Source organism: Acinetobacter sp. 251-1 (assembly GCF_030329305.1).
In the GTDB taxonomy this organism is placed as follows: domain Bacteria; phylum Pseudomonadota; class Gammaproteobacteria; order Pseudomonadales; family Moraxellaceae; genus Acinetobacter; species Acinetobacter piscicola_A.
This window is the reverse complement of record NZ_JACANS010000012.1, coordinates 123,640-149,465: the sequence shown is the minus strand read 5'-3', so window position 1 is coordinate 149,465 and position 25,826 is coordinate 123,640. Positions and strand designations below refer to the sequence as shown.

Genomic DNA, 25,826 nt, shown 5'->3' with positions numbered 1-25,826 from the left:
TGTGCTTGACTTGGAATTGTCCATATAGGACATTTCTATTTGGTTATTAGGTAGGACATTTCTACTTAGGAATAACACATCTATATTAATTTAATTATTTCAATAAGTTGAAGTCCATGAAAGTCTGACTTGTGCAAATCAGACTTTTTATCTGGTTGATCACGTTCCACGCTTACTTCTTATGGATTATTCCACATTTTTGTTTAGCCTAATTTAATTATCGGATGAAATTTAAAATGCTAAAACATACTAAGCCTTTATTAAAAATAAAATCTAACTCTCGATCTTATCCAACTGACGATCTTTCAGACTTAAGTTACCTCGAACAATATCCGATAACATGCGCCAATCTGAAATAAAGCTATATAATGGTTGTTTAAAACTTGCGGGTTTGTTTTTTTCAAACATAAAATGCCCCACCCATGCACAGGCATAGCCAGACACTAATCCATACACAAAATATTTCGCTTTGCGTTGACGAATTGCTTTACTGAAAAAATAAATCCCGACACTACTCCCTACCGCATGTAGACGGCGACTCGTGATATTACGATGCTCTGTTAAATAAAAACGGTAAAATTCAGCATAGTTTTTAATTGGAAGTTGAAATTGTGGCTGAACAGATACATCCCGTTTTGGCTCAATCTGGCTATTCATCGTAGATCCTTTTGAATATTTTTTATGCCTTTCACTGTATAGTTTGCATTTAAAAAAGGCAATGTCCTTTTTCGGCACAATATCATCCATAGCAGCAAAATCTGCACAGGATTGAACTGCTTTATTGTGTGAATATCCGTTACAATTTAACAAGATCAGTCGTAAAATGTTGCGCAGTCATTTTTCAACGTTGTTATTGAAAAATTTGCTCAAATTTATATTTTTATTGTTTTCATTATTTGTTGTTTAGGAAAATTTCATGCTTGAAGTTGAGTTAAAATTTCAGATTCCAGAAGCTCGCCGCCATGCATTACTCAAAGCATTAGACCCCAAAAAATCTGAAACCGTTCACCTACAAGCCAAATATTACGATACTGAAAACCAATTATTGTCACAACATTCGGCTGCACTGCGTCAACGCCTCGAAGGCACTCGTTGGATTCAAACGCTCAAAGCCATGGGTAAAACTCAGCTGCACCGTTTTGAACATAATCATGATCTTGGTGAGCTAGAAACAGCCCCTGAGTTAAATTTAGACATTTATCAAGAATATCCCGAAGCATTAGAGATTTTAAAAAATACCCTCGGCGAACACACAGAGCAACTCAAACTACAGTTTGAAACTGACATTCAACGTACCTTTCGTGTGATGCAATATCAAGATGCCGAAATCGAAATCAGTATCGATGTCGGTGAAATTCGCACAGAAACTGCCAAACAAGAGATTTATGAAGTTGAATTTGAACTCAAAAGTGGTTCAATCCAGTCTTTACTCGCGTTTAGTTTTGAATGGGTAAAAAAATATCAACTATGGCTCGATGTACGTAGCAAAGCTGAATTTGGGCATTTATTGGTTGAAAATAAATCGGTGAGCCCAGCTAAATTTGCCAAAGAGCTCATGTTAAATAAAAAAGAATCTGCTGATTTTAATTTACGACTATTGATTGCCAATCAATTACAGCATTTACTGCCCAATATTGCCGCAATTTCAGCACATGTTGCTGAACCTGAACACTTACAACAAGCACAAATCGCCTTACATCATTTACATTTAAGCATTTCATTATTCAAAGAATGGAGTACTGATATTTCGGATAAATGGGCATATCAATTGGCAGCATTTAAAAGCCATTTCCAAAATCTTGCGCATTTTGAACATATGCAAAATACCCTAGGTGCATTGCTACAAAATCCGAAAACAGCAGAGAGTTTGGACAAAGACATTTTATATGCCAAAGAAAAATTGAATAATTTAGTGAAATCTACACTGAACGTTCAACATTATTTAGAACTTTTAATGTTTAGTTTAAATAATGAAAAGAAAACCCAAAGCCACGATTTAAAATGGTTTGCACAAAATACTTTGCAAAATCAATATAAACAACTGCAAGACAGCTTAAATCATGCCGATCTTGCTGACCTCGAAACCTTAGAAGAACTGGCATTAAGACTCAGTGAGTTAAAATTTAGCTTCCCCATTTTAACTGCTATTTATGATGTGAAAAATCTACAGAAATATGGCAAAGCACTCAATGATGCACAACATGCATCTGAGCAATATCAGGTACTTGCATCATCTTCATCGTATTTACAACAAACCGATTTAGAAGCGAGTGATTGGTTTGCCTTAGGTTGGCTCACCGCGAAACAAGAAGTCTATGCAGAAAAGTTACTTGAAGCGACTGAGCAATTTTTAGTGAGCCGTAAATTCTTAAAATAAATCTATTTTGCAGCGTCATCTACGGATCTACGCTGCATTGATTTTTTGCTACCCATTCATCAAAATTAATGACTTCGTCTGCATACTGCATGGCAAAATTTGCATGAGAAATCATAAAAATTGAAGGCACTTCGGTACGTATAAATTGCATCACCTCCACACTGGTCTGCTCGTCTAAAGCTGCTGTCGGCTCATCCATAATGATTAATTTTGGTTTTTTTAATAGCGCCCGAATAATGCTAATTCTTTGTTTTTCACCACCTGAAAAACTTTTATAAATATGTTGTAAATCATCATCCAAAGTTAAATTATTTTTCTCTAGCAGATTCAATAAATTAAATCTTGATAAATACATGATTAATTCATGATCACGATAACAATACTGACTATTATGAATTAAATTTTCTCGTAATGTCCCCGAATACACCATCGGTGTTTGACTCACAACAGCAATTTCTTGAAAAATATTTTTCGAAAATTGCTGGCTAATCTCGATATTTTTATAGAATAATTGCCCTGCTTGAATACGTTCTAAGCCAATTAAATAGTTGATAAAACTGGTTTTTCCTATGCCTGTTTGTCCAATTGCGACATAGGTTTTATTTTGTTCAATGTCTAAATTAAAGTTTTCAATGAGGTTTTTACCTAAATAAAATTTTGCATTTTCAAAGTGATATAAAATTGGCAAATCAATAATCGTTTCACAGCCAAATTGATCGGTGTCCAAGTCAAAATATTGGTAAAATTTTTCGATGGCAATAAAGTCACCTTTTAAGTGAATAATACTTTGTGACACCATCAGTAAAGGCATGGTCAGAGCAATAATATATGTACTGATTAAGACAAAGTCACCCGAAGTAACACTTTGATGTTTAAATAAATAGACCGTAAAAAGCATGAATGTCAACAGGAATGTGCCCACAAAGAAGACCTGTATCATCATAATCACAGCTAATCGTCTATAACTTTTGACCATTTCATTTTTATAGCTGCTCAACCGCTTCTCATATAAATTCATTTCATATTGCTGTGCACCATTGACCTTAATATCATAATTAGCTTGAATTTTTTCTACAAAGAACTGCCCAACTTGATTTTGTGCATTGTACATCGCAGTAAAAATATCATTGCCTTTGGCTGTAAAATAAATATTCAATGCAAATGTAACAAAGGCAAATAACATAAAATAAACCGCATAATTTAAAGCAATAGACTGTGCTAACACCCACACCATACTGAGTATTTGAAAAATAATGGGAATTAATACAAAAAGGATGACATAGGTAATCGTGCCAAATGAATCTGCCCCACGCAAAATATCGGTTTGATAAACGCCTAACTCAATTTTCTTCTGTTCTGCAAAAGTCGTCTTAAAATATTGTTGTACACCACCATGTAGTAATGCAATTTTAAATTTCGTTTGTAAATTTGCACTCAAAAATTTTTGTACATGATTTAAAATATTCATCAACAACCAGCCCAATGCGTATGCGGTTGCCAAGATGTATAAATTCATCCATGAAAAAAGTTGTCCGATTTCAAGTTGTGTTGAGCCTGATTTCGATTGATCCACAATTTCTTTTAAAATATAAGGCACTGCAACTGACAATAAGGTATGAATGAGTAAAATAATGCCAAGAATCAGCATGTCTTTGATCGGATGCTGATATTGAATTTTGACCACATTCCAAACTAAACGGTAAGTTTTAAATATTTTCAAATCCATGTTTAACCTGTTTTTATCATGGTTTACTTTTATTTCACCACCCAATTGTATAAAAGCACAGCAAAATACGTTTTAAATAACCAATCAAAACAAAAGCAGATCGACATGTTTACATACAATATTTTAGTCACCTATAGCGAACAGTCAGGTATTGTTAAGTTAAGCCATTGTTCTCAAAAAAGGATGGATTACGATGTTTGAAGTTGAATTAAAATTTCAAATTGGCAAAGACCAACAGAATGTATTACTCAAAACACTACAAAGAAAAAATCCAAAGATCTTAAATTTGAATGCAAAATATTTTGATACCAATACATTTACCCTTTCACGCAAACACATTTCGCTACGCCAACGTTTAGAAAATACAATATGGATTCAAACCCTTAAACTACCCACAGCACAGCAGTTACAACGCGCAGAGTTTGAAAATAAGCTCAGTGAGGTAGAACCTACGGCTTTAAATTTGGCTTTTTATCAAACACAAAAGCACATCGATAAAAAAACCCTGAAACTTTTAAACAGTATCCACGCTGACTTACATGTGCAGTTTGAAACTCAAATCAAGCGATCCAACACATTATTTAATTTTCAAAATAGCCAAATAGAAGTCAGTATCGATGTTGGAAACATCCAACACCAAGAGCAAATAATTGAAGTATGTGAAATTGAATTTGAGTTAAAGCAAGGCTCTATTCAAGATTTAATTTCCTTTGTTCTACCACGGGTAAAACGTTATGGACTCTGGATAGATGTACGCAGTAAAGCGCAACGTGGTTTTTTATTGGCACAAAATCATGCTGATTCTCCTATCGAATTTCAATCACCGCTTATCTTGCATGCTGACGACCCACCTGAGCAAGCCTTAAAAGATATAGTTAACAATACCTTACAGCATTTATTACCCAATAGTAGCGCAATCGCTTCAGGAAATTTTCACAGTGAACATGTGCACCAAGCACGTGTTGCGATTCGACGTTTGCGTAGTGCCTTCAAAACGTTTTCGACATGGTCGAATCATATTGACCCTACTTGGACAGCACAACTTGCACAATTGTTTAGACAACTCAGTACACGTCGTGATCTTGATATGATTGAAGAAGAATTATGCCCGCAACTCAAAGCAGCAGGTGCTCCTGATATTGAACGACCACAAGATATAAATGAAAATAGCGCTCACTTAGAGATGGTATTTCAGTCCACGCCGTTTAATCTGTTGATTTTATCTCTCATTCAATTTATCAATGAAGATACACATCAAACAAACAAAGAAAATTTAAAGAAAAAATTTAGAAAAGAGATCAATAAACTACATCAACAAATTATGCAGGATGCACAACATTATTTAGATTTAAGTATTGATGAGCGTCATCGTACCCGTAAACGTTTAAAACGTCTGCGTTATAGTATTGAGTTTATGGCATCAATTTATCCGCCTAAAAAAGTGAATCAATATCTTAAAGCGCTTAAACCTGTACAGGAAAGTTTAGGTCAATATAATGATGTAATCGTTGCTGAAAATGTCTTTAAAAACATTGTGCAACAAGAGCCTAAAGCATGGTTTGCAATCGGTTGGCTTGCTGCACGTGAACAACGTTTATTAGAACAAACTGCACAAGATTTATCGCATTTTTCAGCGACACAGCCTTTTTGGTCATGATTGGGACAATATACCTAGCGATATTTCCCAAAAACCTTCCAAGTATTGTTGTCTGCTAAAGGGTCACTATAGCTATCATTACGCTGTTTTCTTGGTTTATCACGTGCGTCGACCAATTCAAAATGCTGCTCTGTGCTGAGCACTAAACCATTCACATAAAAACGCGTGCGTGTATATTCTGTTTGTCCATGTTGGAAAATATAAGTACGTAAATCAATAAATTCACGATGTGCAACCAATGCAGCCGTGTCATCACTTTCTAACCATTGCTTCATCGCAAGTACTTGTTCAGGCTCAAACTGCCCGCATTTTTCCATTAAACTGGCAAGACCACGAAAGGTTTTTGACTCTTTAGCACGTGTTTTATTGATGCGTATACGGTCTACATGAAAGAAAAATAAGGGTAAATTTAAATGACTGGGCAGATGAATGGCATCTAGGACTTCATCTTCCATAAAGGGTTGAAACAAATCCTGTGCACGTTCAATCAAACCTGTCCATTGTTGATAATAATCTGCAACTTGTTGTTTAGAACCATAATAAATCGGTAAACCTTCAACATTTGCCAAATCCACAGGTGGCCAAATATTTTGACGTAATAAAGCAATGTCACTTTTTAAACTTTGTACTGCGATTGCATCTTGCATGAGAAATCCTTAAAAAGCTTGATTTAATTACTTAGGCTATTTTAAGTATGCTATAGTTCGCTTATACATACAAGTAATTGAGAAATTTTAAAATGGCTGAAAATTCAAATGATTTTGATGGTTTATTAGAACCTGTTGAAAGCGTTGCCGATGAACAGTTTTATGAACGTGCAGATGCATTTATTGCCCTTGCCAATGAACTTTCAGACAATACAGATAATGAAGAATTTGCAACATCAGCCTCTAAAGTCAGTGCTTCATTGATGTATGCCAATGCTCGCTTTAATATTTGGCTAACTGCATGTGGTTATAGTAAAGCTGAAGATTTAAAAGCCAATAAAGAACAAGTTTTGAGTTATTTTTTAGCACAATATCAACTGATGCTTGAAGACAATTTTGATGAATATGCCAACAATTTTGATGAATATATGAATCCACCTGAAGATGAAGTGAAACATTTCGTTTAATCGTAAGATTATCCTATAATGCTGTCATATTTAAATCATTGTTGTGGAAATTTTCATGTCTCAAAAAATTGATGCTACGGATGTCACCGAAGAAGAAGCGTTAAATGCGGTTTTTTTTGAGCGTGCTGACGAATTTATTAAACAAGCCAATGAGTTTTGTCGTCCGCCTAAAGGGCAAAAGCCTGATCCAAATGAGTTACGTGGACAAGTGAGTGCAGCGATGTTGTTTGGTACTGCCCGCTTTAACACTTGGGTAGCAGCCAATACCTTTAAAGATGGCAACGAAATGCGTGATGCGAAAGAACAAGTGATGTCTTATATTCTTCAACAGTTTCAAATGATGTTAGAAGACAATTATGATGAATATTGTGAACAATTCGAAAATTATTTACGTTTCCGTAAAAATGAAGAATTTCATACACATAAACATGATCACGATCATCATTAATTTCGTTCTTATATTATTGAAAAGCCTTGCACCATGCAGGGCTTTTTTATAAAACTCTAAATCATCAGTCACTATAGATCGACTATTTATACTCATCGTCGATGAAAAATAAAAAAGCTCCCGAAGGAGCTTTTTAGATCATTGATCAATCCGATAGAATTAAGGCTTAACCACAACCAATACTTGGATCGCTTCTGGCGTTACAGCCAAGCCTTCAAGTAAGTCTAAACCTTCTTTTTGCAGTTTTTGCAAACGGCTAATTTCATCTTCACGAATACTTGGATTGAACTGTTTTAAATAAGTCAAACGGTCAATCTCGTATTGCCATTTACTGCCATAAATTTCTTTGGCTTGTTGTTTCAGCTCAGGTAATGCACCTTTAGCAAGCTCAAGTGCCTGTGCATAACGCTGTTCGATCACTTCACGGCGTGCTTTCACCACTTGACGACAACTATTACTATCTAAATGATGTAAATAAGGTTTTAAAATTTCAGGCGCGATTTTATTGGATAGATCCTGACCTTTTTCACTTAACAATACGCGAATCAACTGCTTTGGCAAACTTGAAGGTAAATTCAAGGCCTTAGGTGCAACAACATCAACTTTAAACCACACTTCAAGCAGAACTGAACCTTGTGGTAAAGCCGCTGATTTAAGCACAGCAACATTGGTACTACCAAAAGATTGTGTACGGATCATTTCCATCACGCTTTCAGTAAATGGATGCTCTAAAGTGATGTATTGTGCATCTTCACGAATTTGTGCTTGGTCACGGTAGAAAGTAACGGTCATCCCTTCTTCATCAATGTCTAAGCCTTGCACTTGCATTTGATCCGTTGGCTTGATGATCACCGTGCCATTGCTTTGCTCATCAAAATCAATGTTTGTAGATGCCATAAAGCGCTTCATAAACATTGGCAATAAGGTATTATCATCGTAATCTTCAAGTGCATTGACAATCTCTTGTGCTACCATTGGACGACAAGAATTATACTCAAGCAAACGGTCACGCCCTTCTTGCAGTTCATCTTCAAGCGCTTGACGTTGTACATTTACAGCTTCAAGTAAATCTTCAAATGCTTGACCTTTATCGGTCAATAAACAATCTTTAAGGTCAACAATAAAGTTTTCTTGTAAGGTTTGTGCAGTTGGTGAAATATTACTGAAAATATTCAATGCTTCATTATACCAACGGAACATACGCTCTTGTGCGGTACCGAGTAAATAAGGCACATGGATTTGAATACGGTTTTCTTGACCAATACGGTCTAAACGACCAATACGCTGCTCGAGTACATCTGGGTTTGCAGGCAAATCAAATAAGACTAAATCTGAAGCAAACTGGAAGTTTCGTCCTTCTGAACCAATTTCAGAGCAAAGTAAAATCTGTGCACCATAAGAATCTTCAGCAAAATAAGCTGCGGCTTGATCACGCTCAAGTAGGCTCATACCTTCATGGAACATCGCAGTACGAATCCCAGCATGGATACGTAAAGCATTTTCCAAAGCTTCAACCACAGGGCCACTACGTGCAATTAGCAATACTTTTTTATGTTTTAAATCTGTACGTAAACGCTCCATCAACCACATTACACGTGGGTCAGTTTCCATCCAAGCCCCATCAAGTTGAGCTTCTTCAGGCCACATTTGTTCACGTAATTTACCATCTTTCGACCAATTTTCTGGTGCAGGAAGTGGCGCAGGTTGACAGTCACGACCAGGGAAACCTTGAATTGCTTCACGGGTATTACGGAATAAAATACGCCCTGTTCCATGACGGTCTAACAACTCATGAATGGCACGGAAACGTTGTTCAGGTTGATCTTCAATCGCATGACCAAGTAAAGTCTCTACCGCAGCCAAATGTTCAGCCTCAAGCGGCAGATCAGACATCAATGCTTCTGCAATTTTCGCAGTATGATGATATTGCTCTTCTTCATCTAAGAAACGATCAAGCGAGCTAAAACGTTGTGGATCAAGTAAGCGTAAACGTGCAAAGTGACTTTCTACACCCAATTGTTCAGGTGTTGCGGTTAACAATAAAACACCTGCGGTTTTTTCGGCAAATTCTTCAACAAGGTCGTAACGGTCATTACCACCTTCTTCTTCGCTCCACATCAAATGATGTGCTTCATCGACCACAAGTAAATCGAAACCTGCTTCAATCGCTTGCTCACGCAAATCATCATGGTCGATCATCAAGTCAACAGAGGCAATGATGCATTGTTCAGTGAGAAATGGATTGAGTTCAGGATCATGTTCTTTGATCGAAGCAGTACGCGTCAAATCAAACAATGAAAAATTCAAATTGAAACGACGGCGCATTTCAATCATCCACTGATATTGCAATGAATCAGGCACCAAAATCAAAATACGTTCAGAACGACCCGTTTTTAGTTGTTGGTGAATGATCAAACCTGCTTCAATGGTTTTACCCAAACCCACTTCATCGGCAAGTAAGACACGCGGTGCAAAACGTTTACCGACTTCATGGGCGATATAAAGCTGATGTGGAATCAACCCGACACGTGCGCCAATCAAGCCACGTAAAGGAGAATTTTGCATATTGGCTTGCATTTGCATGGCTTCGATGCGCAAGTCATACCATTCTTTATAATCGACTTGGCTCGCAAGCAAACGATCAAGCGGTTTTGAAAGCTGAATAGATGCCCCAATACGGGTTTCATTGAGTGATTTACGTTCTTGTGTACCGTCCGCAAGTGTGCGAATCACATTATATCGCAATACACCATGACGATCTTCAACCGACTCGACAGTCCAAGTCACGCCTTCTTGATCTTGCAGCTCATCATTTGCATTAAAAACAATACGAGATAAAGGCGCGTTGTTGCGTGCATAAACACGTGTTTCGTCACTTTTGGGAAAGAGAATGCTAATTGAACGCTCATCAACGTCAATTAAAACACCTAAACCAAGTTCTGTTTCTGTATCAGATAACCAACGTTGACCTATAGCAAATTGTTGCAATTTTTCCACCTTTATCTCATGTTAGGACTGAAAACAGTTGCTCAAATCAGGAGAATATTTGAACAAAGTTTTACCCCATTACGCAATACTTTTTGACACAAAGCCCACTAAAATAATGAGCATTTTCAATCTTGATTAATAAAACAACCTAAAAAGGCACAGGACAATGAAATTGTACAGGCTCCTCTGTTTTAGGATGATGAAAGCGCAGCTGTTCTGCGTGTAGGCACAGACGTGGCATGAGCGCTTGTTGCTCAACTGTTGCATATAACGTGTCACCAATAATGGGGTGACCTAAAAACTGTAAATGTACACGCAGTTGATGAGAACGTCCTGTAATCGGTGTTAATTTGACACGCGTGACAGGCTGTTCTTGTATTTCAAAATGTTCTATTGCCTGCCACTCAGTAATGGCAGGTTTATTGTGCTCAGGGTCAGCAATATGTAAAGGAGGACGACTTGGATCATACACCACAGGGACATCGATGATCCCTTGACCTTGTAAATGTCCAGCCACAACAGCTTGATAGGTTTTTGAGGTTTGGCGTTCTTGGAACTGACGAGAAATGCTTTTTTGCCCCCATTTAGACAGTCCAAACACTAAAATGCCTGAAGTATCACGATCTAAACGATGGATCAGTAAAGTTTTGGGTTCTATTTTTAATAAGCGATTGATCACACAATCTTGTAAATCTGCTGTTTTTCCGGGAACTGTGAGTATACCTGCTGGTTTTGCGATCACCATAAAATCTTCATCACGATGTATCAGGTGTTCGGTAAGAAAATTACTCAAGGTTCAATTCCGCTGATCGTGCAAACAAGCAGGCAATGATAAGAATCTTAGCCTAAAAATACAATGAATATTTTCGTTTTTTCGATTGATTACGTCAATTTTCCTCATCTAAAAAATAGAAAATGCTTTTAAATCTCTACAGGGTTTTTATTGCTGCTATCACAATAAAAAATAGTTTTAAAATATCCTAAGCTTTCACACGATGAAAATAAAAATGCATTATAGAAACATCGCAACGACATCAAAAATTTGATTGAATAGCCTTTGAAAATTTTTTGAAAATCATTGACCACTTCCACCCACAAAAAGATCGTATGACAAACAAAAGCATCAATATCGTTATTGTACTTTGATGCAATAAACATATGAACAGCCAGAGACAAAATCATATCTTTTGCCAAGAAATTGATAAAAAATGCTCAAAACTGGCTTATTTATAGCAAATTTTGGCATCTTTCAAACTTATTTCATTCACCATGAGCTGCTATAAATAGGTTAGAACAAACTGATGAGTATAATATAATGAAGTTGATCCAAAATTCTCTTGTTGCACTTGCACTTGGCACATCTAGCATTTTAACAGGCTGTGCAACAGCAACCCTTCTTGATAAAGATGATGGCATTCGCACCAAAACTGTTAAAAATGTCTTAATTAATGACTATGTTGTTGCTTTTGGAAAGCCTGCACAAGCACTCCCCAACATTCCACAAGACAGCATTGTCATTGTGGGTCAACAATATAACTATGTCCTTACACACGGCGGTGCAAAATTTGCTAAAGTCATCTCAGCCCTTGACCCGAAAAACATTCAAGTCACCCGTTCCCTCGACTTTTATTCAGCAAAAAATGATGGAAATTTTTCAGGTTCATTGGATCTGTCTTATATCAAACTCGCTGAAGATGTCAGCAAAGCTGACCGAGAGTTTTTCATTGAAAATGGTGCCAAAGAATGTACCAACTCAAGTGATCAGCGCTTAAAGGCACAACGTTTTTGTTTCGATATTAAACTCGCAGGTGTGGTCTACCCTGCTGCAAGCAACCGTGACTCTTTCAAAGCCTTGAGTAAACCTTATCGCATTAGTATTTATACGCAAACACAGGAAAAGGACTATTCTCAAGCAAGCAGCAATGCCGCAAATAAACTGATGTTATTCCCATTTGCTGTCGCATTTGATGTGGTGACTTTACCTTTCCAAGCCATTCATAAAATATTTGATTAATCCCTTAAATCTATGCAGGATGATCATCAGATTTCCTGCATCATGCCCATCTATTTATGATTCCTTTTTCATTTGCATATTTGTGGATTTTTCTAGTTGCAGCAATTGGCAGTTTGGTTTTTTGCCTATTTGCCATTGGACTAGTGTTCAGTAAACAATGCCGTATAAAACTTAAAAATGGCAATATTTTTATACAGTCTTTATTTGTCAGTAGTTGTTTATGTGTAGTGCTTGCGTTTGGACTCGCTTTTTTAGTTGAAACAGCAAAACGTGAAAGTCAAACTGAACATGAAGCAACCTATAAAACGCTGACTGCACCACAAACCATTTTAGGCATTCCCATGCCTACAGGCACAGAGCTGTATTTATTCGAACCCAACAATTTAAATTCATTTCGTGAAGCGACTTTTCCTACCCCTGTGGCTTTTGGCAATTTTCAAATTGATAATGTACAAATCCCAAGAGGATTTGAGTTAGAAATGTTTGATGATCGTTCAATTACTTTACGTGGTAAAGGCACAGATCAAGTCGAAGGTTGGCAATGTAAGCTCGAAAATTATATAAAAGTCTATTTAGATGAAAAAGCTAATATTTCAGGTTTGGAATATTGCGCTTTGGCCCATCCTGTCAAACTGAAACACATCACTTTGCAAGCTCAAGCAGAGATTCAACGCAGTCAATATCCGAAATATCCCGATGGCTTCATCGCCCGAGATCTGTGGCAGATTAAAAATCCAATCACCCACTATAAAAATATGTCCTTAGAATGGGCTACAGTCTATTTAGATACACATCATAAAGTGCTGGGTATAGAAAATGGTACGCTTGCCAATGAAATGCATTTAGGTGGAATTGACTACCCGAAAGGTACTGAGTTGAGTTTATTACTACACCCATTACTCAAAGACCAAGAAACTTGGCTACTGATTCCTCCTGCGAACCAAATGGCAAAAGCCAAAGATGGCACGACTTATACAGATCAACAAGCGATTTTACACACTAGTCATGGGCAAGTTTTAAAAGTTCTCAGTGCTTATGATGACAGCATCATGTACCGCAGAAGCAATCATTAAATAAAAACCATGATATTATTTTTTCAATGTGATACATACAAATTAAAGATTGGTTTCTCATACAATCACGCATGTGAAATTTATTTGAATACATATTTCGCTTCTGAGTTTCATTCAAAATTGTTATACATATATTTTCTTACATTTTTCATTCGACATAGTATACTGCTAGAACCTATTTAGCTCATCTCTTTCTGAGTGCATTTTCATCGCTATGAAAAATTCCAGTTTATCGCAAACTTTTATTAAATCTTTCAGTATCTTATCAATTTCCATCAGTCTGATTGCATGTGGGAAAGGCTCATGGTTTGGCGATGATGAGCCACAACTTGAAAGCGAGCAAATCCGAAAATTAATTCCTAATCGTGTCCAAAACCGTGAGTCTTGGGCAAAAGATATGTTTGATATTTCCCAAGAACTCAATATTCCAACTACCAAAGACAATGTTTGTACCATGATCGCCGTCGTTGATCAGGAATCAAATTTTGTTGCCAATCCTGTTGTACCAGGCTTAGGCGACAAAGCTGTAAAAGAAGTCACAACGCGTTTAAATGAAAAATTTGAAGATAAACTCGGTGAAACGATTGGTGGTACCGTTGCCACTTATTTTGAACAAGTTCTCAAAACCCAACCAACACCTGAAGACAACTATCTCAAACAAATGCGTAAAGTCAGAACTGAAAAAGACTTAGACGTGTTGTATCGTGAAATTTTTGCGTATATGGCCAAGCATTATCATGTCAGTGCTTTAACAGGTGCAGCAAAATTGGTGGGACAAGATATTGGTGAAAAAATGAATCCAATCACCACATTGGGTTCAATGCAAGTCCATATCAATTATGCAAAAGATAACAAACGCAGTAGTATGAGCACCAATGAATTACGTGATGACCTCTATACAGAATATGGCGGTTTATATTATGGCATTCATCGTCTCATGTTATACCCTGCAGATTATGATAAAGCGATTTATCGTTTTGCTGACTACAATTCAGGTATGTATTCAAGTCGAAATGCTGCTTTTCAAAAAATGGTTGATAAACTTGCCGATGCTGATTTAGCTTTAGATGGTGATTTACTCTCTTATGATAAAAATGGCAACCCTCGGGCAGCAACAACCACGACTGAAAAAACCATTATCAGTTTATTTGCGAAAAATAATATTTTAGTAACACCGCGTCAGTTACGTAATGACCTAAAAAAAGAGAAAGAAAAAGGCTTTGAAAAAACGCAAACTTATATTGCTATTTCAAAACTGTATAAAGAGAAAACAGGCAAAGAGCCAATGTATGCAATCATGCCTGAAGTGGTGATTTCAGGCCCTAAACTCAGTCGTGATTACAATACCAACTGGTATGCAAGTCGTGTAAATGGACGCTATGAAACATGCATGCAACGCGCAAAACGTATAAGAGATTAGCTTTATTTGATTTTGATGGAACCTTGTGCAAAAAAGACAGCTTCACAGGGTTCATTTTCTATGCTTTAAAAAAGCGTCACATCGTCAAACAAGGCATTAAAATTTTACCTTGGATTCAGGCTTATTATTTAAATATTTACCCAGCACACTCAATGCGAAATAAGTTATTTAAAGCCATGTTTAAAGATGCCAAGGCTTCAGAAATTCAAGATATTGCTGAAGAATATGCCTATCAGTTGATGGGACAGCTCGATGCTAAAATTTATCAACAGTTATTAGAGCACCGAGAACAAGGTGATCATATTGTTTTAGTTTCGGCTTCTGTCGATATTTACTTAGAAGTCATTTGTCATCTACTAGATATTGATTTGATCTGTACTCAAACAGAAATCGTTGCTGGAAAATATACGGGGAATTATTCCACACTTGATTGTAGTAGCGAACAAAAGAAACTTAGAATTTTAGAAAAATATGATCTAGATCAATATGATAAAATTTATGCTTATGGCAATAGCATTGAGGATTTAGAGATGTTAAGTTTGGCAGATTATAAATTTATGGTGGGTGAGGATACACAGTTACCCAGTTTGGAGAATAAAATGAAATTGGCTTAATTAAATCAAATAAGGCTCGACTCCTTACAGAATCAAGCCTTAATCATATCTTTAAGACAATAGGTTTTAATAAATCGCCATATGATTGCGATGAATCATTTCCAAAGAACGTGCTTCACCTAACACCTGATGGACTTTATCTGAAGCTAAGCCTTTCACAATTTCAGCCGAACGAGAACTAAAATTCACACGCCCCACCGCAACACGATGTCCAAGTGTATCGACACATTCAACTACATCACCACGATCAAAATGCCCTTCTACCGCTTTTACACCTACAGGTAACAGACTACGATGATTTTCTTTGATGGCTTTAACAGCACCATCATCCAAAACCAAACGCCCTGCTGTTTGCAAATGTGCTGCGAGCCATTGTTGATGTGCAGTGACACGATCATCATCGGTGATGAATAAAGTACCCAACAACTCACCCGACATTAAACGAGCAAGTACATTGTCACTTTCACCACTGGCAATTAAAGTTGGGCAGCCTGATTTTGCAGCCAAACGTGCCGCACGTACTTTGGTCAACATACCACCACGACCAAACTTACCACCACCGCCTGCCATATCAAACAGCGATTCATCCATTGCACGAACTGTATGGAACAATTTTGCATTTGGATTAGAACGAGGGTCAGAGTCAAACATCCCTTGCTGATCGGTTAAGATAATCAGTAAATCCGCATGCACTTGCCCTGCAACCATTGCCGCAAGCGTGTCATTATCCCCGAAGCGAATTTCATCGGTAGAAACCGTATCATTTTCATTGATCACGGGAATCACACGCCAATCAATCAGATGTTGTAAAGCATCACATGAATTTAAATAACGACGACGATCTGCCAAATCATCATGGGTCAGTAACACTTGCGCAGTTTGAATGGCATGATTTTCCAAAACGCTTGACCACGTTTGGATTAAACCCATTTGACCAATGGCAGCACAAGCTTGCAGACTGGGTAGATCGGTGGGTCGGTTCTCTAGCTTCATGCGAACCATACCTTCAGCCACAGCACCTGATGACACGAGAATAATTTCATGTCCTGCATCGTGTAAATCTGCAATTTGTTTCGCCCAATGCGAAATAGCATCCAAATCTAAACCTTGCCCATTCGCTGTGAGTAAAGATGATCCGATTTTAACAACGATACGTTTTAAAGCCTTGAGCTGACGTTGCCCATCTACCACTTCTATCATCTTGTCCTCAGTTGTACGTTTGCTTAACGTACGTAATACACTTCCATTTCGCCATCATCACCATCGTCATCTTCGTCGTCATCACCCAACATGCCTGCAAGGCGTTGTTGACGGCGCATTTCACGATAAGCTTCTTTTGCAGCAATTGTTTGCTCACGTGTTTCAGCTTCAAGCTGATCACGGAAAGCTTTGATTTCTGCTGCATATTCAGGATCTTCAACTTCACGTTCGTGTTGTTGTTCGATTTGATCCATTAAGTAATACACAACATCTTTTGTCCCTTCAGACGTTAAGCCTGAAGTTTTAAATACAGGTCCATCCCACTGTAATTCTGTAAGAATGTGATTACACCATTCTTCTCGTTCAGACTCAGCGATTTGGTCAAGTTTATTCAGCACCAACACAATCGGTAACTTTGACAATGTCGGAGAGAATTTTTTCAATTCTTCCAAAATTGCTTTAGCATTATAAGCAGGGTCAGAACCATCAATTGGCTGCACATCTACGATATGTAATAAAATACGTGTACGTGCCAAGTGTTTCAAGAAACGGATCCCTAAACCTGCACCTTCTGCCGCACCTTCGATCAATCCTGGAATATCCGCCATAACAAATGAGCGATGACTATCTGCATCGACTACGCCTAAATTTGGCACCATCGTGGTAAATGGATAATCTGCAACTTTTGGTTTCGCTGCCGATACTGCACGAATAAACGTCGATTTACCCGCATTTGGCATACCCAGTAAACCTACATCTGCCAATACTTTCAGCTCTAAACGAATTTCACGAAACTCGCCTTTGATCCCATGTGTACACTTACGTGGAGAACGGTTGGTTGATGATTTGAAATGGGTATTGCCTAAACCACCATCACCCCCTTGTGCAACCAAAACTTTTTGACCATTTTCAACCAAGTCACCGATAATATCGCCTGACTCAGTATCAACAATGGTTGTTCCTACAGGTACTTTTAGCGTAACTGTTTCACCACTACGACCTGCACAGTTTGCACCCGCACCATTCTTACCGCGCTCAGCACGGAATCTACGGGTATAACGATAATCTACAAGTGTACTGGTGTTGTCATCGGCTTCGATATAAACGCTACCACCACGACCACCATCACCACCATCTGGACCACCAAACGGTACGAACTTTTCACGGCGAAAACTAGCTACGCCATTGCCACCGTCGCCAGCCTCTACGGTAATGACTGCTTCATCAACAAAGCGCATGCTGCCAATCCTCTAAAATCTTTAAAACCGCATATTCTGCCATATTTTGAAAAAATTCTCGAATAGTATTATTCAGCAAAACCTTAAATTTGATTCATTTTATGAAAGTTAAGACATAAATTTCTTAAATTCATACAAATACAGTTTAGCTCGCATGCATAATTTGCATTTTCAAATGATTTCATAAGATTAAATTTACACCATTGCTCACTTTCCAACTCTATTTTGACAGCACATTTAATTGTGCGTAAAATCGCCAATGAAAATTCATACTGATAAGGAAAAAAGATTGCCGATCGTGCAAATAAGTGCTGCACTTGGACCTGCAGAATGTGAGCTTGCTGTAAAATACACGCTTCAAGAAATGCAAAAAGAAGCAAAAAATCAAAAAATAGCTTTTGAAATCCTTGAATCTAATGAAACCCAACAGGGTTATTCTTCTATATTATGTGATGTTCCTGAAGATGCACAAATATGGTTAAATACATGGCTTGGTACAATTCAATGGACATTTCAAAGTAAAATTCGTCCACAGCATAAACGTAAAAACTGGTTTGTGGGCATTAGTCAATTTGACACACCACAACAACTTCCTACGGATGACATGATTCACTTCCAAGCTTGTCGCGCCTCAGGTGCAGGTGGACAACATGTCAATACCACCGATTCTGCTGTTCATGCCACACATATTGCATCTGGCATCAGCGTAAAAGTCATGTCTGAGCGCAGTCAACATGCCAACAAACGTTTAGCGAAAGAACTGATTATGCTCAAACTTCAACAGCATAGTGAAAGCACCAAAGAAAATCAGAAGCAAGCACAACATCAGCAGCATGCTTTGATTGAACGTGGCAATCCGATACGCAGCTTTAAAAAATAAACGTTATCACTTGCAGCATATACTAGTTAAATAAACGAATAGAGCGCAATATGAATGTACTCAGGCTTGGACAAGGTTTTGTTTATTCTGCAAAATTTCGGGTAAATTACGCTCAATCCACGCAATCAAATAATTTAACTTTTCAGCCACTTGTGCCCCCAAGAAAGTCAATTGATATTCTACTTTGGGGGGCACTTCAGGATAAACCGTCCGCAAAATAAACCCATCTTGTTCCAAAGTTTTCAGTGTTTGTGCCAACATTTTTTCACTCACCCCTTCTATACGCTTACGCAGTTCACTAAAACGCAATACCCCTTCACTTAAACTCTTTAAAATAAGCACAGCCCACTTACTTGTCACATGCTCTAAAATTTCACGGGAAGGACATTCACTGGATAAAACTTCACCAATCAAATCACTATGACCATAAGCGCTCATCAAAATCTCTCCATTTGGTAAATAACTTACTTTTAGGTACGTACTTACAATTTGTTAGTTATAGGTTTAAGATCATATCACCAAGTTTAAAAAACACACAACTAAAATGGTGAAAATATGAAAATTGCAGTTACAGGCGCAACTGGTCAACTCGGTACCTTAGTCATCAAGGCATTACTTCAACACACACAAGCTGAAAATATTGTGGCTTTGGTGCGTAACCAACAAAAAGCTCAAGATTTAAAAAATCAAGGCATTGAACTTCGTCATTTTGATTATGATCACGTTGAAACACTGGTACCTGCCTTAATTGGTATCGATAAATTATTACTGATTTCTGCCAATGAAATTGGTCGCCGCACACCACAACATAAAGCGATCATCGATGCAGCCAAACAAGCCAATGTTCAATATATTGCATATACAAGTTTGTTAAATGCCGATAGCAATCCGCTCGGTTTAGCGCAAGAACATCGTGAAACTGAACAATTGATCCGTGAAAGTGGTTTATCTTTCACATTTTTAAGAAACAATTGGTATAGTGAAAACTATTTAGCAAATGTGCAACACACTGCTGAATCAGGCATACTTTATGGCAGTGCAGAAAATGGAAAAATCAGTTCAGCATCCCGCGAAGATTATGCTGAAGCTGCTGCCAAAGTTTTGACAAGTGTCGGACATGACCATAAAACTTATGAATTAGCAGGCTCAGCAAGTTTTACATTAACAGATCTTGCAAGCTATATTTCGCAAGCAGCAAATAGACCTGTCAGCTATCAAAATATCAGTGCGCAAGATTATACCCAAGCCTTAAATGCTGCAGGTTTAGCTCCTGCTTTGGTGGATGTCATTGTGGATGCAGATGTGCAAACAGCAAAAGGTGCAATGTATAGTCAAAGCCAAGATTTAGAAAATTTAATTGGACGTAAAACAACACCTATTCAAGATCAAATCCAAGCGCTCTTTAAAGCCTAAATCATGTTCAATATCTTAAAACAACCAATACCCCTCGATTAGTAAGGGCGTATTGGTTGTGATTTTGACTCAGTTATGGGTGAATATTTTTTACAGGCAAATTGATCTGTAAATCTAAATCTGCCAATGATTGGCGTTTACTGTTGTACATCGTTGCATTGAATTTGGCGATTTTTTTCATGGTCATTGGGTCATTAATATTTAACATAGGTTTAAATTTATGCTTCACATAAACATTTAACATCTCATTAAATTCAAAAAAAACTTGCCCGCTAAACATAATCTTAATCGGTAATTGATACGTTCGTTTAAGATGAAATGGCACATCAAGTTGTATCGGGATATCCACCTTGATTGGAAATTTTGGTAATAATTTACTTTGATAAATTAAATCTGTTGTAGCATCTAAAGGCATGATGGTATTAATTTTAATACTAGTTTGATAATCAATATCTACTGAAATTGGCGTTTCCACCACAAAACTTAAATCTGCTGCATAACGCCCTTTTAAAGGTAATTGAAGCTTACGGTCAATATCCAATTCCGTATCTAATTGCCCCATGGCTTGGGTTTCTAAATAATTGCCGACATGAATTTGTGTAGGTAACTCATTAGAGAGTTGAATTTCTGCATTGTGAGCTGAAACCTGCAAAGATGCTTGCATATTTAAATACAGCCAAAATAAAGCCGCCACCAATAGCACAATCAAAATAAAGCTGATCAGCAAATTACGCACAGTCAAAAACACAGCCATGGACTTACTCCTTTGCAGACTCAGGAGCTGGACTTACAGCTTTGATATTTTCTGTTTCATGTTGAGAAAGTCGAATACTATTTAAAGGAATTTTTAAATCACCCTTTTGAATTTTTACAGGCAGAGTATTTTTTACATCTACAGTTGCATCCAAACTTGATTTGATTGGTACATTGAGATGTCCTTGGATCGGGATATTGGTTTTTAAAGTCGCTTGCAATGGAATATTCAAATTTTCTTTGAGCACTGTCCGTACAGGGGCATCAAACTTTAAATGTACTCTTTGATTTAAAGGCACTTGCAGGTCAATCGGCACCTCAATTTTAATGGGAATAATCCCCTTCAATGGTAAAGTAATATCTCGCCCCATCACTCTAACCTGAACTTTAGTGTCAATCGGCATATTTTGGTCGACTTTCAACACTTCCTTAACAGGAATTGTGGTTTGAATTGGAACAATATTATCAAAATACACATGAGGTGTAAGAGCCTGTGTTACAGGTAAATTTAAATTTTCATTAATTGGAATTTCTGCATTCACACGTCCCGTCACATCGACATCTAAAGCCTCATGAATTTTAACTTTGGCTTGTAAAGGTTCTTTCAAGTCGATATTGACGGCTTGGTTTTCAAGTGGAATGTAAATATTAAAATTTTTAAATACCCAAATCGCAATGGCTACACCGCAAATTGCAGCACAGACAATAAAAAATAGACCACCGACAATATGCTTAATTTGCAAAATTTATCCTTAAATTCAACATTTGTTTTACTTATCATTATTTTATCCATAAATGTGATATTTTTATCGTTTTATTGTGTGTATAAAATGTCTATTTGTGCATAAAACAATCTAATTATATTCATTTTTTACTTTACCCCATTATTCATCATTATAAATAATGGGAGCCTTGTTTTAGTGAAATACTTCAGACCAATAACATTGTACTGTTGTAAGCTTACCATCTTTAGCAATCACTAAGCCTGCTCCTTCTGCTTGTTGATTTTTATTCCATTTAATTTTATTAAATTGTTGTTTTGCCGCTGGTGTAGAAAGATCGAAATATAAAAATTCACTTAAAGTACGAGATTTCCCCCATGAAAATTCAATTTTCTTTACAGTTAAACCTTGGTAAACGGTATTTTTAAGGGTATAAATCGTTTTAGTATAGGTTTGATGCTCTTCAAACTCTTCTTTAGTGACTTGTTTTTTTAGAATTTGTACTATTTCTTGACCCTCTGTAGTGGCTTTATGCAAATCGTAATCTGACCGAACCGCACAATTATTTTCAAAACGATCTTGTAAATATGGAGTTAAATCCAAAGTTGTATTTGCAGCTGCATGAGAGAACGTTGTAAAACCCACTCCGCCAAGCATTATCATAGCAATAATATTTTTCATCATATTTCCTTTTTATTTAAAATGATTGATCAAAAGTTTTTTAATGTAATTACATTCATTCTAATGATATAAAAAAGAGCTTCCGTAGAAACTCTTTTTTAGTGCTAATTTACAAATTAAGCATTTGTTTCAGCAGGAACTTTTGGATAGCTTACGCCGCCCATTTGTTCAGCAATACGCAATACTTGGCAGCTATAACCCACTTCGTTATCGTACCAAATGTATGCAGTTAAACGGTTACCTGAAGCAATCGTTGCTTGCGCATCAAACACACCCGCAGTACGTGAACCAATAAAGTCAGACGATACAACTTCTGTCGAATTTGTATAACCAATTTGACCTTGAAGGTTTGAATTGATTGAAATTTGACGAATGTATTCATTCACTTCTTCACGATCAACTTCTTTATCCAAAGTTAAGTTTAAGATCGCAAGCGAAACGTTTGGTGTAGGCACACGTACAGAGTTACCTGTCAATTTACCTTGAAGTGCAGGCAATGCTTTCGCAACGGCTTTAGCAGCACCAGTTTCAGTGATGACCATGTTTAATGTTGCAGCACGACCACGACGATCAGCTTTATGGTAGTTGTCAATTAAGTTTTGATCGTTTGTGAACGAGTGAACTGTTTCAACATGACCATTAATCACGGTGTATTTGTCATGCAATACTTTTAATGTTGGTGTAATTGCATTGGTTGTACAGCTTGCAGCAGAGATGATTTTGTCTTCATCTAAGATATCTGCTTGGTTCACACCAAATACAACGTTCTTCATGTCACCTTTACCTGGTGCAGTCAGAATCACGCGTGCAGCACCTGGGCATTGTAAATGTTGTGCAAGACCGTCGTTGTCACGCCATTTACCTGTGTTATCAATCACTAATGCATTTTCGATACCGTATGCTGTGTAATCTACTTCAGCAGGGCTAGATGCATAGATCACTTTAATGAAGTTACCATTTGCAATAATTGCTTCATTTTCTTCATCTACAGAAATTGTACCTGCAAATGGACCATGAATAGAATCACGACGTAATAAAGACGCACGTTTTTCTAAGTCACCGTCAGATGATTTACGTACAACGATTGCTTTTAAGTTTAAACCACGACCCAAACCAGATTGACTAATGATTAAACGTGCAAGAATACGACCGATACGACCAAAACCATAAAGAACAACATCTTTCGGTTCTACAGATGCAGCATTACCCGCTAATGATTGAACAGCGTTTGCAACAAATGCGTCAACATCGCCGCCTTTTTCTTTAAATTCAACTGCAAGTTTACCTAAGTCAACCTCAGCAGAACCAATGTTTTCAATTTTTGCCAAAGCTTCTAAAATTGGGAAAGTTTGAACGACAGAAAGTTCAACATCTAACACACGTGTACGACGATGTGTTTTAAGAATCTGAATCACTGAACGGTTCACTAAAGAACGACCGTAAACAGAAGTGACAATATTTTTTTCACGGTATAATTGCCCAATTAAAGCAATCATACGTTCCGCGATTTCTTCGCGGTTTTTCCAACGACCTTGATGCTCTGCGTGTAGGGCGATGATAGTGTCTTTGCTCACAGATACGTCCTCTATTTTATGTATATCTAGACTTAGTTTAAAAACCCCAACATTGTAATGGAATTCTGTCAAAGAATGAATCGAAAGCTGATCAAGCAAAGTACTTTTTGTTGTATATTCATTATAATTTTACAAAATAGTCGTCATTATTTTAATGATTTCTCATTTTAATCATCAAATCACATATTTAAATACATCTACCATAACAAAGCCTAACCTACTTTATCCAAGGCGTTGCTCTACGTTTTCAACATTTCTTTTTAAATTTTGCGCATTTCGCTTTTGTTTATACAAATGCAGACTACCTTCGATGGCCAATATCCCCACTGCACACCAAATTGGAATATAAGTTAACCATTCATCTTGGCTTATATTTTCTCCCAACGCCAAAGAGACCAATGCCAACAACACAGGCTCTAAATAACTCAGCAAACCAAATAACACCAAAGGCAAATAACGACTCGCTAAAATATAACTGCCTAAACCAATCGCACTAAGTAAACCCAAACCTGCCACCACAAGCCATAAATACCAACGCTCAGCAAACATCAGAAAAGGCGTATGCCCGATTTGTACCAAATAAATTGCGACAGGCATACAAATGAGAATATCCCACCAAAAACCACCCAAATTATCCGTTTGAATATGCTTACGAATCAGGAAATACAATGAATAACCTACTGCGACTGCCATGGTTTCCCATGCAATGCTGCCTAAACGCCAAATTTCATGTCCAACACCAAATCCTGCACACAGTACTGCCAGTATTTGCAACTTAGATAATTTTTCCTTAAAAAAGACGCTCCCCATCAGTACCAAAAACAGCGGCAATAGAAAATAGCCCAATGATACTTGTAGCCCGCGCCCATTCATCGGCCCCCATAAAAATAACCACAGTTGAAAACAGGTTAAAGCTGAAGTCATCATTAAAATGAGTAATAGCGCTGGTTGATCAATAATGCGTTGGTAAATGGTTTTAACATGCTGCCAATCACCACTATAAAACATAAAAATTGTTAAAAAAGGCAAAGTAGAAATGATGCGCCAACCAAAGGTTTGCTGACTATCAAAAACATGAAGTAACTGACTATAAAAATATAAAACCCCAAAAGTGATCGATGCCAAAATGGATAATGCAACACCTTTAAACATCTATCACCTCTCATTTATTTTACAGAGGTATTATAAGCATATTTATGCCCATATAATGGCGCATTCAAGTATAAATAATTCAGTTAAAACTAAGGTTGCGTTTGCTCAGAGCGCACTAAATCTTTGATACTAAAACCGAGGGTTTGAGCATAACGTAAATACTCCGTGACTTTTTGCTCGTCAGGATGTGGTGTACGTGACAAAACCCAAAGATATTTACGCTTAGGTTCACCCACCAGTGCCATTTGATATTGCGGATCTATTTTTAAAATCCAATAGTCGCCACGCCCAAAAGGCATCCAACGAATGGTTTCGGGTAAAAAACTGACTTTGATCTTAGAATTGTACGGTGCATTACTCACAAAGCCTTCACCCAAAGAGCGTAATTCATTGCCCTCTCGATTGAGACAACGATTATCGACTTCAACATTACCATACTCATTAATGGTATAACGTGCAGTGACATTTTTATGACAATCTTTTTGATAAAATAATGGCTTACGTGCAATTTCATACCAAAGCCCTAAATATTTATCTAATTCAACACGGGGTACAGTGGGTAGCGAACGGTCTTGTGCATACAATGATGAACTCATTGCTACACTTGCCAACAGTATACCCTGTAAAAATATTTGGCTATTTTTAGGACAGATTATGGGTATTTTTTTGATTAAATTCACACGCTATCCTCACATTTATTCAGAATAATAATTATTAAAATAATCATAAATTTAAGCTTAAATTGTAGCTTTATGTATCTTCTGATTCCATCAAAGCCACAA

General features: G+C 37.2%; 24 protein-coding genes. 10 read left to right on the top strand and 14 right to left on the bottom strand.

Going from position 1 to position 25,826, the window contains the following annotated elements:
- Positions 1-273: 273 nt before the first annotated feature.
- On the bottom strand, positions 274-657 hold the full coding sequence (locus tag HX129_RS11790) for an Mpo1-like protein (RefSeq protein WP_174492412.1): 384 nt from the start codon (positions 655-657) through the stop codon (positions 274-276).
- Between the two features lie 259 nt (positions 658-916).
- On the opposite strand from HX129_RS11790, the gene HX129_RS11785 reads away from it, so the two are divergent.
- Positions 917-2,377 carry a CYTH domain-containing protein gene (locus tag HX129_RS11785; RefSeq protein ID WP_130073191.1) on the top strand — a complete coding sequence of 487 codons (1,461 nt, stop codon included), beginning with the start codon at positions 917-919 and terminating at the stop codon, positions 2,375-2,377.
- A 19-nt stretch (positions 2,378-2,396) separates the two neighbouring features.
- Here HX129_RS11785 and HX129_RS11780 read toward each other — a convergent pair whose 3' ends face one another.
- Complete coding sequence (locus tag HX129_RS11780; protein WP_286434205.1) at positions 2,397-4,103, bottom strand: ATP-binding cassette domain-containing protein; 1,707 nt, start codon at positions 4,101-4,103, stop codon at positions 2,397-2,399.
- Positions 4,104-4,296: 193 nt separating this feature from the next.
- Between HX129_RS11780 and HX129_RS11775 the strand changes: the two genes are divergently transcribed.
- The gene (locus HX129_RS11775; protein ID WP_286434203.1) at positions 4,297-5,760 is read left to right on the top strand and encodes a CYTH and CHAD domain-containing protein; all 1,464 of its coding nucleotides are present in this window, start codon (positions 4,297-4,299) and stop codon (positions 5,758-5,760) included.
- Between the two features lie 14 nt (positions 5,761-5,774).
- On the opposite strand, the gene HX129_RS11770 is transcribed toward HX129_RS11775, so the two are convergent.
- Positions 5,775-6,407, bottom strand: coding sequence for a hypothetical protein (locus HX129_RS11770; protein WP_130073188.1), 633 nt, complete (start codon positions 6,405-6,407; stop codon positions 5,775-5,777).
- A gap of 92 nt (positions 6,408-6,499) precedes the next feature.
- Between HX129_RS11770 and HX129_RS11765 the strand changes: the two genes are divergently transcribed.
- Both HX129_RS11765 and HX129_RS11760 read left to right on the top strand, forming a co-directional pair.
- Entirely contained in the window at positions 6,500-6,874 is a 375-nt protein-coding gene (locus tag HX129_RS11765) for a DUF3144 domain-containing protein (RefSeq protein WP_130073187.1), read from the top strand.
- 55 nt (positions 6,875-6,929) lie between these two features.
- Positions 6,930-7,322: a DUF3144 domain-containing protein gene (locus HX129_RS11760; protein ID WP_180045138.1), complete on the top strand. Its 393-nt coding sequence runs from the start codon at positions 6,930-6,932 to the stop codon at positions 7,320-7,322.
- A 159-nt stretch (positions 7,323-7,481) separates the two neighbouring features.
- On the opposite strand, the gene rapA is transcribed toward HX129_RS11760, so the two are convergent.
- Together rapA and HX129_RS11750 are read right to left on the bottom strand one after the other, a co-directional pair.
- Complete coding sequence (gene rapA / locus HX129_RS11755) at positions 7,482-10,319, bottom strand: RNA polymerase-associated protein RapA (RefSeq protein WP_286434200.1); 2,838 nt, start codon at positions 10,317-10,319, stop codon at positions 7,482-7,484.
- Between the two features lie 139 nt (positions 10,320-10,458).
- Entirely contained in the window at positions 10,459-11,103 is a 645-nt protein-coding gene (locus HX129_RS11750) for an RluA family pseudouridine synthase (protein WP_502872631.1), read from the bottom strand.
- A gap of 522 nt (positions 11,104-11,625) precedes the next feature.
- Here HX129_RS11750 and HX129_RS11745 point away from each other — a divergent pair.
- The 4 genes from HX129_RS11745 (at position 11,626) to HX129_RS11730 (ending at position 15,431) form a co-directional block, all read left to right on the top strand.
- On the top strand, positions 11,626-12,324 hold the full coding sequence (locus HX129_RS11745) for a YidX family protein (protein WP_286434198.1): 699 nt from the start codon (positions 11,626-11,628) through the stop codon (positions 12,322-12,324).
- Between the two features lie 56 nt (positions 12,325-12,380).
- A complete protein-coding gene (locus tag HX129_RS11740; RefSeq protein ID WP_286434196.1) occupies positions 12,381-13,397 on the top strand; it encodes a YccF domain-containing protein in 1,017 nt (338 codons plus the stop codon).
- Positions 13,398-13,611: 214 nt separating this feature from the next.
- The gene (locus HX129_RS11735) at positions 13,612-14,817 is read left to right on the top strand and encodes a DUF1615 family protein (protein ID WP_286434194.1); all 1,206 of its coding nucleotides are present in this window, start codon (positions 13,612-13,614) and stop codon (positions 14,815-14,817) included.
- The gene (locus HX129_RS11730) at positions 14,784-15,431 is read left to right on the top strand and encodes an HAD-IB family hydrolase (RefSeq protein ID WP_286434193.1); all 648 of its coding nucleotides are present in this window, start codon (positions 14,784-14,786) and stop codon (positions 15,429-15,431) included. The genes HX129_RS11735 and HX129_RS11730 overlap by 34 nt, the downstream gene beginning before the upstream one ends.
- Before the next feature lie 66 nt (positions 15,432-15,497).
- Here the strand turns inward: HX129_RS11730 and proB are convergent, their stop codons facing one another.
- Entirely contained in the window at positions 15,498-16,631 is a 1,134-nt protein-coding gene (gene proB / locus HX129_RS11725; RefSeq protein ID WP_174492401.1) for a glutamate 5-kinase, read from the bottom strand.
- Positions 16,632-16,654: 23 nt separating this feature from the next.
- Positions 16,655-17,869, bottom strand: a complete 1,215-nt coding sequence (cgtA, locus tag HX129_RS11720; RefSeq protein WP_130073179.1) for an Obg family GTPase CgtA — start codon at positions 17,867-17,869, stop codon at positions 16,655-16,657.
- A gap of 289 nt (positions 17,870-18,158) precedes the next feature.
- Here cgtA and prfH point away from each other — a divergent pair, with 289 nt between their 5' ends.
- Positions 18,159-18,749: a peptide chain release factor H gene (gene prfH / locus HX129_RS11715; RefSeq protein ID WP_353620007.1), complete on the top strand. Its 591-nt coding sequence runs from the start codon at positions 18,159-18,161 to the stop codon at positions 18,747-18,749.
- A gap of 60 nt (positions 18,750-18,809) precedes the next feature.
- On the opposite strand, the gene HX129_RS11710 is transcribed toward prfH, so the two are convergent.
- Positions 18,810-19,187 (bottom strand): winged helix-turn-helix transcriptional regulator, encoded by a 378-nt coding sequence (locus HX129_RS11710; RefSeq protein ID WP_130073177.1) that lies wholly within the window; start codon positions 19,185-19,187, stop codon positions 18,810-18,812.
- A gap of 117 nt (positions 19,188-19,304) precedes the next feature.
- Between HX129_RS11710 and HX129_RS11705 the strand changes: the two genes are divergently transcribed.
- On the top strand, positions 19,305-20,162 hold the full coding sequence (locus HX129_RS11705) for an SDR family oxidoreductase (protein ID WP_180045123.1): 858 nt from the start codon (positions 19,305-19,307) through the stop codon (positions 20,160-20,162).
- A 73-nt stretch (positions 20,163-20,235) separates the two neighbouring features.
- Here the strand turns inward: HX129_RS11705 and HX129_RS11700 are convergent, their stop codons facing one another.
- From HX129_RS11700 to HX129_RS11675, 6 genes are all read right to left on the bottom strand, one after another.
- Complete coding sequence (locus HX129_RS11700) at positions 20,236-20,916, bottom strand: hypothetical protein (RefSeq protein WP_286434189.1); 681 nt, start codon at positions 20,914-20,916, stop codon at positions 20,236-20,238.
- A gap of 4 nt (positions 20,917-20,920) precedes the next feature.
- Complete coding sequence (locus HX129_RS11695; RefSeq protein ID WP_286434187.1) at positions 20,921-21,658, bottom strand: MFS transporter; 738 nt, start codon at positions 21,656-21,658, stop codon at positions 20,921-20,923.
- Positions 21,659-21,832: 174 nt separating this feature from the next.
- The gene (locus HX129_RS11690) at positions 21,833-22,318 is read right to left on the bottom strand and encodes a hypothetical protein (protein WP_286434185.1); all 486 of its coding nucleotides are present in this window, start codon (positions 22,316-22,318) and stop codon (positions 21,833-21,835) included.
- Positions 22,319-22,434: 116 nt separating this feature from the next.
- Complete coding sequence (locus tag HX129_RS11685) at positions 22,435-23,892, bottom strand: glyceraldehyde-3-phosphate dehydrogenase (RefSeq protein WP_130073172.1); 1,458 nt, start codon at positions 23,890-23,892, stop codon at positions 22,435-22,437.
- Between the two features lie 222 nt (positions 23,893-24,114).
- Positions 24,115-25,044, bottom strand: a complete 930-nt coding sequence (rarD, locus tag HX129_RS11680) for an EamA family transporter RarD (RefSeq protein ID WP_286434182.1) — start codon at positions 25,042-25,044, stop codon at positions 24,115-24,117.
- Between the two features lie 89 nt (positions 25,045-25,133).
- The gene (locus HX129_RS11675; RefSeq protein WP_228257056.1) at positions 25,134-25,724 is read right to left on the bottom strand and encodes a lipocalin family protein; all 591 of its coding nucleotides are present in this window, start codon (positions 25,722-25,724) and stop codon (positions 25,134-25,136) included.
- Positions 25,725-25,826: the final 102 nt, after the last annotated feature.

What these genes read in the sequence shown, in the direction of transcription:
- HX129_RS11790 (WP_174492412.1), bottom strand. Translation starts at nt 657, where the DNA reads ATGAATAGCCAGATTGAGCCAAAACGGGATGTATCTGTTCAGCCACAA.
- HX129_RS11785 (WP_130073191.1), top strand. Translation starts at nt 917, where the DNA reads ATGCTTGAAGTTGAGTTAAAATTTCAGATTCCAGAAGCTCGCCGCCAT.
- HX129_RS11780 (WP_286434205.1), bottom strand. Translation starts at nt 4,103, where the DNA reads ATGGATTTGAAAATATTTAAAACTTACCGTTTAGTTTGGAATGTGGTC.
- HX129_RS11775 (WP_286434203.1), top strand. Translation starts at nt 4,297, where the DNA reads ATGTTTGAAGTTGAATTAAAATTTCAAATTGGCAAAGACCAACAGAAT.
- HX129_RS11770 (WP_130073188.1), bottom strand. Translation starts at nt 6,407, where the DNA reads ATGCAAGATGCAATCGCAGTACAAAGTTTAAAAAGTGACATTGCTTTA.
- HX129_RS11765 (WP_130073187.1), top strand. Translation starts at nt 6,500, where the DNA reads ATGGCTGAAAATTCAAATGATTTTGATGGTTTATTAGAACCTGTTGAA.
- HX129_RS11760 (WP_180045138.1), top strand. Translation starts at nt 6,930, where the DNA reads ATGTCTCAAAAAATTGATGCTACGGATGTCACCGAAGAAGAAGCGTTA.
- HX129_RS11745 (WP_286434198.1), top strand. Translation starts at nt 11,626, where the DNA reads ATGAAGTTGATCCAAAATTCTCTTGTTGCACTTGCACTTGGCACATCT.
- HX129_RS11740 (WP_286434196.1), top strand. Translation starts at nt 12,381, where the DNA reads ATGATTCCTTTTTCATTTGCATATTTGTGGATTTTTCTAGTTGCAGCA.
- HX129_RS11735 (WP_286434194.1), top strand. Translation starts at nt 13,612, where the DNA reads ATGAAAAATTCCAGTTTATCGCAAACTTTTATTAAATCTTTCAGTATC.
- HX129_RS11730 (WP_286434193.1), top strand. Translation starts at nt 14,784, where the DNA reads ATGCATGCAACGCGCAAAACGTATAAGAGATTAGCTTTATTTGATTTT.
- proB (WP_174492401.1), bottom strand. Translation starts at nt 16,631, where the DNA reads ATGATAGAAGTGGTAGATGGGCAACGTCAGCTCAAGGCTTTAAAACGT.
- cgtA (WP_130073179.1), bottom strand. Translation starts at nt 17,869, where the DNA reads ATGCGCTTTGTTGATGAAGCAGTCATTACCGTAGAGGCTGGCGACGGT.
- HX129_RS11710 (WP_130073177.1), bottom strand. Translation starts at nt 19,187, where the DNA reads ATGAGCGCTTATGGTCATAGTGATTTGATTGGTGAAGTTTTATCCAGT.
- HX129_RS11705 (WP_180045123.1), top strand. Translation starts at nt 19,305, where the DNA reads ATGAAAATTGCAGTTACAGGCGCAACTGGTCAACTCGGTACCTTAGTC.
- HX129_RS11700 (WP_286434189.1), bottom strand. Translation starts at nt 20,916, where the DNA reads ATGGCTGTGTTTTTGACTGTGCGTAATTTGCTGATCAGCTTTATTTTG.
- HX129_RS11690 (WP_286434185.1), bottom strand. Translation starts at nt 22,318, where the DNA reads ATGAAAAATATTATTGCTATGATAATGCTTGGCGGAGTGGGTTTTACA.
- rarD (WP_286434182.1), bottom strand. Translation starts at nt 25,044, where the DNA reads ATGTTTAAAGGTGTTGCATTATCCATTTTGGCATCGATCACTTTTGGG.